Source organism: Methanonatronarchaeum sp. AMET-Sl, from assembly GCF_029854155.1.
Taxonomy (GTDB): Archaea; Halobacteriota; Methanonatronarchaeia; order Methanonatronarchaeales; family Methanonatronarchaeaceae; genus Methanonatronarchaeum.
This window is the reverse complement of record NZ_CP122958.1, coordinates 479,668-494,664: the sequence shown is the minus strand read 5'-3', so window position 1 is coordinate 494,664 and position 14,997 is coordinate 479,668. Positions and strand designations below refer to the sequence as shown.

14 protein-coding genes are annotated in these 14,997 nt (G+C 35.0%); 7 read left to right on the top strand and 7 right to left on the bottom strand.

Features of this window, described 5'->3' with window-relative positions:
• From cas1 to cas6, 7 genes are read right to left on the bottom strand one after another with little or no spacing between them, the layout of a single operon-like run.
• Complete coding sequence (gene cas1 / locus QEN48_RS02420; RefSeq protein ID WP_347985120.1) at window positions 1-999, bottom strand: CRISPR-associated endonuclease Cas1; 999 nt, start codon at window positions 997-999, stop codon at window positions 1-3.
• On the bottom strand, window positions 1,000-1,560 hold the full coding sequence (cas4, locus tag QEN48_RS02415; RefSeq protein ID WP_280108820.1) for a CRISPR-associated protein Cas4: 561 nt from the start codon (window positions 1,558-1,560) through the stop codon (window positions 1,000-1,002).
• Window positions 1,532-3,580 carry a type I-D CRISPR-associated helicase Cas3' gene (cas3, locus tag QEN48_RS02410; protein WP_280108819.1) on the bottom strand — a complete coding sequence of 683 codons (2,049 nt, stop codon included), beginning with the start codon at window positions 3,578-3,580 and terminating at the stop codon, window positions 1,532-1,534. Before cas3 ends, cas4 begins: the two co-directional genes overlap by 29 nt.
• The gene (cas5d, locus tag QEN48_RS02405; protein ID WP_280108818.1) at window positions 3,577-4,272 is read right to left on the bottom strand and encodes a type I-D CRISPR-associated protein Cas5/Csc1; all 696 of its coding nucleotides are present in this window, start codon (window positions 4,270-4,272) and stop codon (window positions 3,577-3,579) included. Before cas5d ends, cas3 begins: the two co-directional genes overlap by 4 nt.
• A gap of 2 nt (window positions 4,273-4,274) precedes the next feature.
• Entirely contained in the window at window positions 4,275-5,195 is a 921-nt protein-coding gene (gene cas7d / locus QEN48_RS02400; protein ID WP_280108817.1) for a type I-D CRISPR-associated protein Cas7/Csc2, read from the bottom strand.
• A 21-nt stretch (window positions 5,196-5,216) separates the two neighbouring features.
• The gene (gene cas10d / locus QEN48_RS02395; RefSeq protein WP_280108816.1) at window positions 5,217-8,018 is read right to left on the bottom strand and encodes a type I-D CRISPR-associated protein Cas10d/Csc3; all 2,802 of its coding nucleotides are present in this window, start codon (window positions 8,016-8,018) and stop codon (window positions 5,217-5,219) included.
• 3 nt (window positions 8,019-8,021) lie between these two features.
• On the bottom strand, window positions 8,022-8,870 hold the full coding sequence (gene cas6, locus QEN48_RS02390) for a CRISPR system precrRNA processing endoribonuclease RAMP protein Cas6 (protein ID WP_280108815.1): 849 nt from the start codon (window positions 8,868-8,870) through the stop codon (window positions 8,022-8,024).
• A gap of 468 nt (window positions 8,871-9,338) precedes the next feature.
• Here cas6 and QEN48_RS02385 point away from each other — a divergent pair, with 468 nt between their 5' ends.
• From QEN48_RS02385 to QEN48_RS02355, 7 genes are all read left to right on the top strand, one after another.
• Window positions 9,339-9,707: a hypothetical protein gene (locus QEN48_RS02385; protein WP_280108814.1), complete on the top strand. Its 369-nt coding sequence runs from the start codon at window positions 9,339-9,341 to the stop codon at window positions 9,705-9,707.
• A 4-nt stretch (window positions 9,708-9,711) separates the two neighbouring features.
• Window positions 9,712-10,302, top strand: a complete 591-nt coding sequence (locus QEN48_RS02380; protein ID WP_280108813.1) for a hypothetical protein — start codon at window positions 9,712-9,714, stop codon at window positions 10,300-10,302.
• Between the two features lies 1 nt (window position 10,303).
• Window positions 10,304-11,917, top strand: coding sequence for a hypothetical protein (locus QEN48_RS02375; protein ID WP_280108812.1), 1,614 nt, complete (start codon window positions 10,304-10,306; stop codon window positions 11,915-11,917).
• Between the two features lie 45 nt (window positions 11,918-11,962).
• Entirely contained in the window at window positions 11,963-12,460 is a 498-nt protein-coding gene (locus tag QEN48_RS02370; protein WP_280108811.1) for a hypothetical protein, read from the top strand.
• Between the two features lie 9 nt (window positions 12,461-12,469).
• Window positions 12,470-12,727: a hypothetical protein gene (locus QEN48_RS02365; protein WP_280108810.1), complete on the top strand. Its 258-nt coding sequence runs from the start codon at window positions 12,470-12,472 to the stop codon at window positions 12,725-12,727.
• Between the two features lie 127 nt (window positions 12,728-12,854).
• Window positions 12,855-13,610 (top strand): hypothetical protein, encoded by a 756-nt coding sequence (locus tag QEN48_RS02360; RefSeq protein ID WP_280108809.1) that lies wholly within the window; start codon window positions 12,855-12,857, stop codon window positions 13,608-13,610.
• Window positions 13,594-14,754, top strand: a complete 1,161-nt coding sequence (locus tag QEN48_RS02355; RefSeq protein ID WP_280108808.1) for an AAA family ATPase — start codon at window positions 13,594-13,596, stop codon at window positions 14,752-14,754. The genes QEN48_RS02360 and QEN48_RS02355 overlap by 17 nt, the downstream gene beginning before the upstream one ends.
• The last annotated feature ends 243 nt before the right edge of the window (window positions 14,755-14,997 follow it).

The window sequence follows — 14,997 nt, the reverse complement described above, 5'->3', positions numbered from 1 at the left end:
TTATTTTTTGAATATTAGTGGATGGTATTTATTCATTTCTCCAGTAATGGTTTTTCTTAGTAATATTGCTTGCATTCTAGTTGATTTTCGCCTTGTTACTTTGTATCCGAAATGTGGGTGTGTTATTTTTTCTTTCATGTATTTTTCGAATTTTTTTAGGTATTTTTTAAATTCTCGTTCTTTAAGGTGGTTATTTTGTTTAAAAGAGTCATGGGTTAGGGTTTGTCTATTGATTAGCCTGATTGAAAATGCGTCGGAGAAAATTGGTCTTAATTCTTCCATCATGTCTAATGCGAGAGCAGGTCTTCCATATCTATCGACATGCATAATTCCTAAAAACGGATCTAGGTTGTATTGACGTAAAGATGTTATTACTTCGTTTTTTATCATAGTATATGTCAAAGAAAATAAGGAGTTTATATGATTTTTTGGAGGGTTTTTACTTCTTTTTTTGAATTCCCATCTATCTATTAAGGCTTCATCTAATTTATTAAAATATAAGTCAGCAGCTTGTCCTTCATAAGATCGAAGTAAGTTTATTTCGCTTATTTTTTTTATTGAGTCAATAATTTCTTCTAGTTTGTTTGGTGGGGTTATTTTCTTCCTTTTTAATAACGTGATGGAGTTTCTTATTTTCCCTTCTATAATGGATTTTGAGATTTTTAGTTTTTGTTTATCTGATAGATTATATTGTTCTCTCCTTATTCTTGCTATAGTGTTCTTTTTAGGGATAAATGATCCTTTATACTTACCGTGTTGGGTGAAGTAATTTAGTGTTATACCATTACTGCTTGCTTTTGTTATGAAAGGTGTGGTGAAATTGATGTTTCCAAATACATTGATAGTGTCTATCTTTTTGATTGGATATGACCCTATTTCTTCTTCATTTTCGATATCGAAAACCTTAATTCTACCTCCTTTTATTCTAATCTGGCTACCTTGTTTCGTTATGTAAATCGATGACTCATTTAATATTTGTTCAGCGGATTTCAACCCCATTTAGGATTCACCTAGCATTTTAGATTCTTTTGGCATGCAATATCCTAAAGTAGAACATTTCTTACATTTATTAGGGTTGTCAACGAATTTTGGAGGATTATTACTATCAAGGTTTCTCATTTGATTAATAGTTTGAGTAACTTTATTTCTCAATTCTTCATTTATTTCAATTTCCTCTCTTTTGTCTGAACCATACAGATAGATAACCCCCTTATTGATTTTTCTATCAATATTATCTTCCAGTAACATACAGTATCCTGTAACCTGTATTTTATCACTATAAAAATAGTCTTCCGCTCGTTTTCGCTCTATAGGTATTAATTTGTCGTTTCGTTCTAAAATATCTATTTTCCCTTTAAGCCCCAGCTCTTCGGAATCTAGATAAACTTCATGAACCCAGCCACCTTTTTTTGACTTATTCTTGTGTTTGAGTTCACCATCTTTTTTGTAGAAATTGTTACCAATCGTATTATAGAATTTGATATACCAATATCTACGTGGACAATAAATAAACTGATTCAAATTTGAAACGTTAATTAGTTCTTTGTATTTGATTATCAACCACTCTCCGGTGTAAATAAAAAGAATCTAAACCAAAAGCAGCGACCATTTTTGGTAATGTATTCATTGTTTTTATAGAATAGAGCATCATGTAATCAGAAACACCATAAATATTTCTTATGTCATTTTTAGATCCGCTTAAAGCCTTGACAACCATTTTTTTGTTTTTAGTATATTTATTCAGATTATCAATAGAACTTATTTCAGGTTTGGTCCTGAAACTTATTCCAGAAATATTTTGAGGCTCGATTATGGGGTTTTCATTAGATTTTTTTAAATAGGACATGAAAAAATTGGAGCTATATGGAGAAATCCAAAGGTTTCTATAGTTTTCTTCTAGTGATCCTTCATATAAACAGTAACCATTCATGTATCTCGATAGATTGTCAAATCTGTCTTTTTTAGAGTCAGGAATTAAATCTCGGAGCTTTTCTTTTTTGAGAAACTCAACTTCACCCCATCTAAGGAGGTGGTTTAAATTATAGGTCTTAATCTGATTTTCAGTTTTGTCATAAACTAGAGCTTGAAAGTTATCGCCTCTATAAGTTTCAAGATCCCGTAAATAACTTGAAGGCCCTGCCTTCCCCTCTATTTTAACAACCTTTTTAGCTTGTTTTTTTAAGTATCTATCTGTAATCTTTTTCCTATCAGTTGAGAACAAGTTTTTAATTAATTTAGTAATCAATTCTTCAGTTTCTTTAAATTCAGAGCTAGTTAACTCATTTCTTAATTTGTTATAGAAATGTATCCATTCCATCACTGAGTACGTATGTGTGAAAGATTCAGGTCGGTTATTGGAACCTAATTTAGCTCTCACTAAGGCTTCAAGATTTTTTCTTTCTATAGGTTTTTCTGTTTTAATTGAATTAATTAAGTTTTTATCTGTTAAAGCTATGATGTGGTTTTCTGCATCAGAACTAGTTTTTCTTAATCTACCGATTCTCTGCATGAATCTAGCATCAGAGTATCCTGAGAAAATAATATTTTTAACTTCGAAATCAATTCCAACTTCAACTGCAGAATTACTAACTAATACTTCAAATTCGGATAGTTTTTTCTCAATTTTATCTCTATGGAAACCATCGATCCTTTTTACTTTCTTTCCTGGTAATTCGGATTTAAGTAAGTTGTATATTTTATCCACTTCTTTCAATCCATCAAGCATAATTACAGTTCTTCCATCCTTACAGACTTCAAGCACAGTTTCGAGGTAGTTTTCTGTTATGTGATTACTTGTTTTAAATAACTCAGATACGAAAAGATTTAATTCTGCTTCTGGCATTATACAATTGGATTCTTTAAATTTCGAAGAAAAGGTTTTAGATTCAAATACTTCAATATCTCCGGAGATTGTATTTCTTAATTTGTTTATTATTTCTTTATTAGGAGTAGCGGATAGAAATAAAGTATTTTCTATTTTGGAATATGGTTCTTCCATTAGATAGGATGCCATGAAAATAAGGTCATTTCTCTGTTTTACATCTGCTAAATGAAATTCATCAACTACTAGAAGATTATTAGAAAAAAGATTGCCTCGCATAAACTGTCCAGAGGAATACATACCTTTCAAAATAAGTAACAAGATATCTGGATTAGTCAATAAAATTGATGGGCCTTTTTTCAGGTTATGTTCGTTTAGATTATTTAATATTTTTTCAACCGCTTTACCGTTACTTTTTGTTTTTAATTTTTTCTTTATTTGAATCACTGATTCTCTAGTTAAAACTGTTATTTTAACATCTTTTTCTGGATAGTATCTTTTACAAAAATTCTTCGCTGTCTCAAATTGGTCTTCTATCAAAGAATTCGTGGGATAGACCGCAACAACACCATATCCTTCTTCAATTGCAGGTTTCAACCAAGAAAAAGTTTTACCGCTACCAGTAGGGGAAAAATTGAATCCAAAACTCTTATTGTTATTTTTGATTAGTTTTTCAACTTTTAATTGATGGGTGTATGGTTTTAACTCATCTAAATAATCTTTGTTCTCTACCTTGAGGTATAAAGGTTTTATTTTCACCTTTTTTGTTTTAGAAATCCTATATCACCTGGTATCTTCTTAACTTTATCTGTATTTAATTCAAGATACTTTCCTTCGTACCTGGCCTGCAACATTAGTGGTACGGGCCTGATTTTTTTGGTAATCAAGTTGGCTGAGGGAACCATATCAGTATCATAGACACCAATAGGATGGTTTAAATTAAAAACACCGGTTTTCTCGATAACATCTATCTCCTCCAAATGAACCTTTGCTTTGCCTCTTTTTTTACCTAGCCGGAAGTATCTAGGTAAATCAAAAGAGTAATCTGGTTCTCTAACAATTAAAAAAGTTTCAAACCGATTTTGAGGAGTTAAAACTCTTTCACTACCTAATTTCGGATAGTTTTTCTTGTTTATTACATTTCTTGAATCGCTCGCAGGTAGATTGAGGGTGATATAGTTGTTACCTGAGACGGTTGTCAAGAGATTAGTGTGTTTTAAGTCATTTATAGGGACAGCTGGTGCAACATAGATCTTTCTATGGATATCATTTGTGTCTTTTATGTAGGTTGGTTTTTTCAATGTATCTATATATGGTGAATTGACCAGTCCTAATGCATAATATAGGGAGGTATTAGAGATGAAATCTCCAGTATCGACTAATCTGCCGACCTCCCTAGAGGCAAATCTTATAAATCCTTCAGTTTCTATCTCCAGTCTATAAGCCTTCAAATTTAACTCACCTGATTTTCAATAAAGGTTTTAGAGGCTTTTTGTTGGTTTTTTAAGTACTCTTCGATGTTTTCTCTTACATCTTTTAGTATCTCTTTTTTATTTTCCAATTCTTCCATATCTATGTTTTCTTCTTCTAATATTTCATCAAAAGATTTTTTAACGGCTTTTTTAGCTTTATCCACTGGAATTGTATCTTCTTTGACGATCTCATCGATGTTTCCTAGTTTATTGATAGTTCTTTTAGTTAAGGCGAGATTGGATGCTGGTTCTTCATTACCTTGATATATCCCTAAGATATGGTTTTTAGTTCTTCCTTGTCTGCTTGAAGTTGCCCCGTATCTTTTATTCTTTAGCGTAATTGAGAGAACGAATGCTACTTCTTCTGGAGTAGCGTCTTTAAGTGTTATAACAGAGGGGAACATTGTTCCAGGAAGAACGAAATCTGGTTCTCTAATACCTGAAGTTGCTTCTTTAGAATAGCTATCTCCTGGTGCATTTTGGAATTTTTCTTCAACAACCACATTTGAATCTCTAAGGCTGTATGCGGTGTCATAAAGCACTCTAGATGTTATAGATATGTCGTAATCTCCTTCTGAGGCGGCGGAACCGAATAAAACGCATTCTGGACATTTTTGACACATTTCATTAACGTTCATTGTGCATTCAACATCATTTAGCAGTTCTCTTTGCATAGATTTTCCATATCTTCTGTCACTGCCGCTTTGTTTACGCATAAACATCAGAACTGGGTTGTACTCTTCTTCTTCAATAGAGATTGTTCCAATATCAGCATCTACTCCGTTTGTAGTGAACACAGCATTACTTTCAAGCTCTCTCAGCACTAAAATTGAGACATAGTTGTTTTCTGGCTTATTGGTCAGTTCTTCTACTGTTCTATTTTTAAGTTCTTCTAAAGACATTATATACACCATTAAACTTTTTTAAATCTGATTTTTTCTTTTTAATACACCTGAATAGTAGGCATCTGCTAGATTATTGGATTTTCTCTTCAGTTTCCCTGGATTGCCGTCGCAAATACCATAGAATATTTCTTCAACGAAATATTCAGCAAATTCATCTATCCTTTCACCCCATCCTTTTTCGGTTTCAAGTTCTTCTTTAGGTTTAGAAAAGGTCTGAGAACCTCTTTCCAACCCTTTACGGAGTTTTCCTGCTACTAAATTTTTGTAATCTTGTTCACCCAGATCGTCAACCCCTACTTTAGTAATAGCTTTAACAGATTCTCGGAAGGGCCTCTCTACTGCATATGGTTTATAGGTTTTAGGTATTGCAATTCTAAAACCCAGTTCAGATAGTTTATCCAGTTTATTTTTAGTCATACTATCACCGAAATTTAAATCAATAATATTTGCATCATTTAAATAGTTTCCAATAATTGAGGATCCATCATCGGTGTTCCTTAGGATCTTCTTTAGTAGGTATGAACCCGGTAGATCACTATTTCTACAAGTACGGAGATGTTGAGCAAATAAGGAATCCTTCATCTCGATAGAATAACCGATTCTAATTATTGAAGAAAGGGTTTTTAACCTATCTTCCATCTCTGAAAGTGGAACCGTAGTTCCAGTTATCTTTAAAACCTGGTTTTTCCCACAATCAATCTTAGCAAATTCTTTAAAAGAAGTTGAGGGATAAGGGTTAATAGGTTTCTCTGTCACAACAACTCTTGAACCTGAAAGTTGAGCTGCAACTAACCCAGTAAAAATCCCTAAAAAGTGAACTGAAGTATCATTTAATGGGTTCCGTTGAGAACTATTTCTATGATATTCTAATATTTGAGTTCCATAGTTGTTTTTAAACTCTCCAATAGTAGATTCAAGAATATTTAAGCCAGATTCATCTCCAGCCAGGTTTTCAAAATCCTCTTCTATATCTTTATTAAATTCTTCTGAAATAACTGTATTTGCAATACTTAAAACCTGTAACCTACCGTTCCCCACCAATTGAACAATATTTTCGGCAATACTCCATGTTGCAGGGGTATAAAAGTAATCAGGGATAAAATGATAGAATATACGATACTCTTGTTGATTGTTAGTTTCAATGTTTCTTAATCCGAATTCAACTTGGCATGGTTTACATAAAAGCAGGTTTTCTGGTTTTGATGCTCCTAAATCGACGTAATTACTAAAACCTGCTTTTAAGCCATGTTCATACTTCTTTGATTCCATATCCCCTTTATTTCCAAAGGTTGAACGATTACAGATAGAACATAATTTACTAGTTCTCTTTGAGACATACTCATCAAAAATATCTGGGGTTTCAAAATCAAATTTAGTGTTATCTAAAATAACTACGTCGGAGATAAAAGATTTTATTTCTTTTTCAAAGTCACCTATTAATTTTGCTTCAACTTTTTCTTTATCGATTTTACTAAGAACTTCTCTTGCTATATATTCTGATACTGGTCCTGACTCTACATTACTTGCTTTTTTTCCATTTATTTTTGATTCAAGAAACTCTTGAGCTATAGGTATAGAATAAATCCACTTTCCACCTTTTGCTAATTTTTTTTTCTGGTTTTCATTAGCCTTTATTAATTTTTTAGTAGATTTCTCTGCGTTAAATATTTCACCTAATATCTTTAAACCCATCTCAAGGTCATTTTCTAATGATAGAATCTGTTTATAAATAGAAGCCACAATTCTTGCAAAACCGATGATAGTTCTATCACTTTTATCAATATCTATTCCAGTAATCTTTTCAGCCAATTCTATATCAGAAATCATTGAATCAGTCAAATCATTATCACTATTCGCATCGCTAAACCCTTTAAAACAAAAACCTTTGATTATGTTTTCTATTCCAGAATAAAAATAATATTCAGAACTAGCGTTATAATGCCCGAGACGGCCACCACTTATAGATTCTGATAATTTACTGGGGTCTTTTAGGTTTTCATGCGAGTCTCTCAGAGATTCAACGAAATTATCGTAAATCCCATTAAAAACCTCTTCATCAAAATCAATACCTTCAGTATTTTTTTCTTTAATATAAAGGCATCCATTATCGTAAATTGTTAAAATATAATATTCTCTATCCATCAAATAATCGGCAATACCACGATTTAAGATATTAGTTGAAATTCCTTTTACTTCCTCTAATTTATGAAAACTAAGTTTCAAATTGTCAAATTTTTCTTTTAATACATTTTGGTTTCTCTCACTAACAGCTTCTTCTGGAGAGGGGCTTGAAGCAATAGCATCTGCCAAACGAACTAAAGGAGCTAACCTAGAATATTCAGGTGTCAACCTCCCCGATTTAGAATTACTTGAGCGATGCGAGGCTTTTACGCATGAATAATAATCTTCAAAACTCAAATCTGAGAAATCATCCAATTTTAAATCTTTAACGAATCTTTCAACCGTTTTTTTATCAATATCAAATTCGTTTTCCCAGCCTTTTTTCTCTAGCTTATGTAAATCATGTATTATAAATAAAGAGACAGTTCTTCTAAGGTCTATATGATCAAAACTAATTCCAATTTTATTGAGAACATTTTTAAATTGGGATAAAAAAGAAACTCCATTCCTAATATGGTTCAATAAAGATTGATCGATCTTCCCAAATTCAACAGATTTAGCTGATAAGTACCCCCAATCTTCCTCTCTTAACAAGGGATCAATATCATTATAAAACTCTAAAAGAACTGATTTTTCATCTGATATCTGCTCAATCTCCTTTTCACCCTCTAATACACCTTCTCTAAGTGGATTAACCATATTTCAATTAACCTCCTGTATTTCAGTTATAACACTACCACATCCTCTTGAAACTGCACTACCCACACCTGAGTATTCTGAAAACATTGCTAACAAAGTTAAGGCATTTTTAATGTCTTTAGAAGCTTCTTTAAAGATTGAATAAGTACATTTGCCAGTGAAACCTTGCCTGATTATAGGGCGTTTATGTTTTTTATTCTCATCAAAAACCCTATTCACAACAACACTATGAGTTCTATATGATTTTGGTTGAGGTTTCTCTATTAAATTCGAACCAATATCCTCTCTAGATAAACCTAAAGCGTATTTGTCAGGAGCAACCTTATTCCATTTACATTTTATAGAATTAAATACGCTAACTCTTTGAGGAAACATTTCAGTTATTGATGAATTTTTAAATTTAATGCAAGTGGGTGAAGTAAATTCAAAACTAAATTCAGGCTTTTCAAAACCAACAGCCTTAGTAAATAAATCTTCAAAACTTGTTTCATTACTACTAATCTCTTTCACCTCTAAACTTCCATTATCAAACTCAATTAAGCCATCTCCAAAGATCAAAGGTTCAATTAAAGCCTTAAATATCTCTTCTTCTTTAGGGTCTGTCACACCTACCTTAAAAGTGTAGTCCTCAGAAGGCTTCAAAACCTTATGATATCGTCTACTAGATTGATGAAATATACCATTTAAACTTGAAACAGAGATTGAGGAAAAGTTAGAATCATGAATTCGGGTACTAACCTCACTTGATTTTTCACTGATTTTAGAAAGCAGAGTTGAATAGAGTAAATAACCATCACTGTTTGGAACTTCTAATTTATCAAGAGGACTACAAGAAATTTCAATCTTTTTCATTACACAAAACCCAGCAAATTGAAACAATAAGCGTTAGCTAAGTGGTATATAAAACATAATACTTAAAACCATCGTTTCTAAACTTTTTAAAAAGATATAAAATCATTTATGAATGATAAAATTTGATAAACAAAAACTTTAAACTTCTCTTAGTTGTAAGGAGTTTACAATCAAGTTGAGAAGATAGTAAAGTATAAATCCAATCCTTACATACGAGACAACTAGAGATAGAGGAATTTAAAGCATCTTATCGGATATCCAAAAAAAACGGATATCTACTTAGCCCTGTAATTTAGGGATACATCAAATTTAGAATTCATATTTGCTTTTTTCCTTTAGCTCTATACATCCCTTTTTTTTGGCCTCTGTTTTTTTCTATTTTTTTTTTGCATAAATTTTGTAGCTTTATTTATCTTTATCTCGTGTATTTTTCTTTATAGAGTTTATTTTGGTGTTGTTATGGGTGTTTTGAATGGGGAGTCTATGTTTAGGAAGATTGGTCTGCAGGAAGCAGTTTTATTGGCTGTTGTCTTGGTGAGTGGACTGGTGGCCTTCGGTTTAGGCCACTTCGAAATCTATGGCTATTCATTATCCGGTGTTTATGCTGGATGGATTGTTATAGCCTTGATGATTGCTGGATATGCGTTGAATAAGAAAAGGGGTTGGCATCACTTTGAGGATTGGGAGAAAGGCCTGTTCATAGTCGCCGGCTTACTGCTAATCGGCCTGGAATACATTACGGAGGTTGGTAATACGTTTTATGGCAGTGAGTTATGGGGGACAGTCGGCCTAGCAATAGTTATCATTGCCTATGCGGTTTTGAGTTGGAAGGGATAAAAACATGAAAAATAAATTATTTTTCTTCTCCCTCCTACTCTGCGGGTTGATTTTTGCGGGTTCGGGGTCGGTGTATGCTGAAACAGGAAGCCAAACGCATCAGGAGGTTGTTTGTGATGATGTTTTGGCTGTTGGTGAGTTTATCACGGTTACGGGGGATGGTGAGGTCATTACCGATCTAACCACAATCACAGTTCTAAACAGCTCAGTCGACCTGGATAATAACTCTGTTTCTCTAGAGCTCAGCAGTTCTGAGTTGGTTGATGTTGTCTCGGTTTACATTGATAGTGGTGTTCTTGGTAATGTGAGTGTTGGTGATGTTGTTGTTTCTGGTGACCTTGAGATGGAGTTTGATATGCTTGAGGTGGTTTTAGAAGGCAATGACACTGCTTACTATGTGGAGGAGTTGGAGAATAACACGCATTTAGTTTTGTCTATTGAGTTTGATGGTGAATCTAGGGAGGTAGTGGTTATGGGTGGTTCTGGTTTTTTTGGTTGGCTTTCTGGTGATGTTGGTGGTTCTGGTGTTCCTGTTTGGGTTGTTTTGGTTGTGTTGGCTGTTGAGGGGTATATGTATTTAAATAGGGATGGTTAAGTTGCGGAAATCCTTTTTTCTATCCCTCCTCCTAATCTTTCTATTTATTCTGGGTGTGGGTGGGTCGGTTACTGCAGTTGATGGTGATCGGGGGGATGAAACCGGTTTTTTGAGTGATTTTTTTCGGTTGATTACGGGGACGACGGTTCATGAGAGGTATGAGACGACTTATTTGGGTGCTGGATATACCTGGATAATGGATTTTTTCAGCAGTGATGATGATTGTGGTGATGGTGAGTTGAACAGTGTCATGATTTATGATTATGGGATGCAGTTGTCTAAGGATGATAGTTTTATCATTAGTGCTTTTGGTAATGAGGTAGGGAATACGGAGACGTTTGTTTGGAGTTTAGCTAAATCTGAGTTGCTTAAAGAACTTAATAATGGTAGTAGTTTGGAGGAAGCGCAGGTTAAAACTCAAAGAGTTATAGATGAATACTACAGCAATATAGAATATAACTTTCTTCAACAGGTCAACAGCCAAGTTATGTCTATAGAGCATTTGATGGAGGTTAATGCAGAGATTGAAACTATATTCCAGTATCCGTTTGAGGCTGAGTGGTATTATGATTATAGTAGTTGGCAGGATGGTTCTACTCAAACAGATACAAGGTATATGGATTTGAATTTGACTAAGTTTTATGATAGGGATGTTGTTTTGTTGAATGGGTCTAGTGTTTCAGTTCTTGATTATGAACAGAAGGATGTTTCAAGTGTTCCCAACAACCATGGGTCTAAAGTTTTCTATGTTTTCCCATACCCAGACAACGAGCATGGTGTTGTATGTGGTGGAGCAGCCAGTTCAAGAGATTCGAAAATATTGGTGAGCAATCCAGTCGGTAGTGATGGAGAGGTAATGGACCTTGATATCTGGGAAGACGTATGGAAAGATCTATATTCCACTCATGAAATGATGAAAGACAACATGGAAGTCTACGTACATGAAGTCTACCAAGAATATAGCGACGGACTTGATCTAACTGGGGTTGTGGATCCATATGTTTTGGCGCAGCATTTGAATACATTGCATAATCAGACTGGGTATTATGGGTATGCTGGAGCAGAACTAGCCTTACTCGGAATAAACACAACCATAAACGACCGATTCATCATCGAAATACACGAAAGCAATGTTCTGCAAGATAACAGTACCTGGGAAGGTATGTTATTTACAAATGCATGCCTTGAAAACAACACACTTGAAACAGATAGGGCCTACAATACCGAGAACTATTCTGCTCCATTTTATCTAGCAACTGATGAGGGCCTGTTCTGGCTTTATGAAACCAGTTTCGAAATTCTCGAAATCATAAGTTTTGATGGAGAAAGGTTAGAGGAGGTCGAGTTATACAAACCAATCTACCACACAATTAACGCTAGCCAGTTTGAGGATGAGCTTAAACAGATAGCAGAAATCTATGATCTGGTTAGCGATTGGAGTGCTGATAGTGGTGATGGTCAGGTTGACGGCATAACGGTCGGAGATCTAGGTGATTGGCTTAACAGGGATTTAGGTGGGGTTCCGTATTGGTTAATAATCTTAGGTATCGGAGCTTTCGTTTTCATTCGACGGGGTGGTTCTGGAGACAACGACATAATAGTCAGGAAGGAATAAAACATGCCTCCTTTGAATAAGAGTGTTGGGTGTTGGGTGGGGGTTTTGTTTTTAATCTCCCTACTATTCCTTTCCTTCCTTCCATTAGTGTCAGCAGAGGAGTTGGAGGCGTCGGAGGGGTCTGTGGTTGAGGTTGATGAGGTAACTAGGATTCTTGGTTATGAGTATAGTGATGGTGTGCTTTCTATTGAGTTGGAGAGTGATTTGTCTCAGAGTGTTAAGGTTGTTGATAGTATGTTGGGTGTTGGTGGTGGGGGTGTTACTCAGGTTCCGGTGCAGAGTTTTTTGTTAGAGCGTGGCGTTAACGTTATTGAGGTTGAGGTTGTGGAGTTCAGGGGTGATTTTGCTGTTTCTCTATCCACTTCTAGGGCGTTGGTGGTTGTTAGTGGTGACTCAGGTTTTTTGTTGTTTGATGGAGATGCTGATTGGAGTTATGTGCAGGTTGCTGGGGTAAGTGGTTTTTTATCCACTCTTGTTTTGTTAGGAGTGTTAGCTTACAGAAAGAAGGGGGAGGAAGATGAAGAAGTGTTTCAGAGGTATTGAGGTGTTGTTTTGGCGCCACCGATAATGCCAGTAATCATGGCTGGCCTGGTCTTGGTAAGTGGGTATCTACGGGATCCAAGGCATTTGGGTTTGTTGTTTTTGGTTTATTGGTTGGTTCCTTTTTTAGCAGGAGCTACGGTTATATCGTTTGAGTTGGGGTTGTTGGATGTTCTGGTTTTCCAACCAATGGATTACTGGATCAACATCGCTGTTGATTTGTCTGTTGGTTTTGTGACTGGGTTTTGGGAATCTTTAACTCCCTGGTGATTTTAGTTGATTGAGTTTATTTGTTTAGTCTGTGGAATTAGAGTTCGTAATTCCTTCCCACATTCCTTTTACTTTTGCAGTGATTGTATGCAGGATTTAATTATAGATTTAGAGGAGGGCGATTTAGTTGTCTAGATTAACTGGATTCAACCTTGGAGTAAAGCAATTTGTTAGGGATGGTTTTTTTGGTTTGGTTTTGGTTTTTGTTTTAGTGTTAGGTTTCTTGTTTTTTGGTTTTGAGTGGTTTGGGGTTGAGTACCAGATAGCGTATTTTGTTTTTCTTGTGGGGTTGGTTGTTGGTTATCTTCCGATTCGGGAGGCTGTTGATTATTTATATAGTTCTGAGAGGGTTCCGTTGTTGGTGCTGGAGGCTGAGGCCTCAGGTATTGCAGTTTATGAATTATCTCGAGAAAAATTCCAGAGTATCGAGGTTGAGGGTGAACTAACAAATTATCGATGTGGAACCGGAGATCTCTATCTCGCAAGAAAGTATAACCCTGAGTCTAATCGGGCAGTTGGTGTTTGGATGGGCTATCTAGATGACCTCGAACTAATGAGATCAAAAGAAGCAATCACAGAACTAAGAACAACATTAACAGAAGAAGCACAAAAAGGATTAACACAAAGAGTCCGAATCCGATCAATCATCCAAAAATCCCTAAACAAAATTCTAGGACAAATCATCCAAGACATAGAACAAGAAACCATCTTCAAAGGAGAACAAATCGAAAAAACAATCAACGAAGTCTTCCAAGAAACAAAACAAAACTACAAAACCAAAACAAAACAAGACAGAGAGGAAATAAAACCAGAAAAAAAAGAAGAAAGGTCATTAGAGGGCAAAAAAGGAAATAAGGAGCTGGGAAATGTCGGGCAAGGATAATTTAGCTTGGAGCAGCCTGGAGCTTCAAACTAAAATCAATGAGGACACAGAAACCTTACATAACCACACCGGTCTACTCAACCCAAAAGACCGATACAACAAACTACTCGAATACATATCCAACAACTATACCAACATACAAAAAGAAACACCAAACCTAACCAACCACCAATACCAAGACCTACGGATCTACCGAGAAATACTAAAAAACCGATCCAGCAGGTATGTAGGCCAGGCATTACAAACCCACAACATCCCAGTAATAAAACGCATCGCCGGTAAACCTCCAGAAGGTAATGACCTCAGCGGATTACGAACCCTACAACTACTTGAAAATAGGTTGCGGCAGGAAATTTATATTTGTTATATTGCAGGGAATATGGGGAGTGGAAAAACAGATTTCGCCATCCTATTGGCCGAACTATACCACACATGGCTAAACGGAAAAGTAGCCAGCAACATCAAATCATTCAAAGAAAAAGATAGGTATTGTAGTGGGATACAGGAACTGGAGAAATGGCTAAAATCAGACAAACAAGAAGGACAAAAACAAAGCAATAAACTATTCATCTTCGACGAAGCAAGTAGCCATGCCAGTGGATATTCAAAAGATAGCACAAAAGTGGAAAGACAGTTCTCAACCCTACTAAAAAAATTCAGGAAATACCGAGCATCCCTCATAATAATAGGCCACACAGGCAAAGACGTACACCCAGATATCCGGCGTTTACTGAATGATTATATTTTGAAGGTAGGGCGAAAGGAAGCAATCTTCTACAGATCAGTAACTGACGCAAAAGGACAGGGACAACGATTCAAATTACAGGGAATCCCCAAAACAAACTACACATTCAACACCTATGAAAACACAAAATGGAAATGGAGAAATCCAGAGATTAATGAAAGATTGGAGCCAGAGTTCATGCCGGAAATCAAGAGAGCCAAAGAAGTAGTACAACAAATCCAGGAAAAAGGAATTGATGAATACGTAAACAGATATAAAAAGAACTACCACCCAGGCATGGAAGAAGGAACTATCAAAAGCTTCAGAAAAAACAAAATAATAAAAGACTACAAAATCAACAAAAAAGTCTATAAATTTGTCCAAGAAGACTTAAGAGACATCTACGGAGTTAACAGCTAAAGAAATTTAGTTTAAAATATATGGTTTTTATGTGTATATTTGGGGTGAACGAAGTTTTGAGATATATGTGATTTGTAGATTGTTATTGATAGGTTATTGTTTTTTGTATGTGGTTTTTAGTATATTTGTTATGATATGCTTTGGTTGAAATCTAATAAAACAATTTTTTAACAACCTGATTATAAGGTATTTGGTGTTTGTGTTAAAGGGGATCTGAGGTTTTTGGAAATTTGGATTGTTATT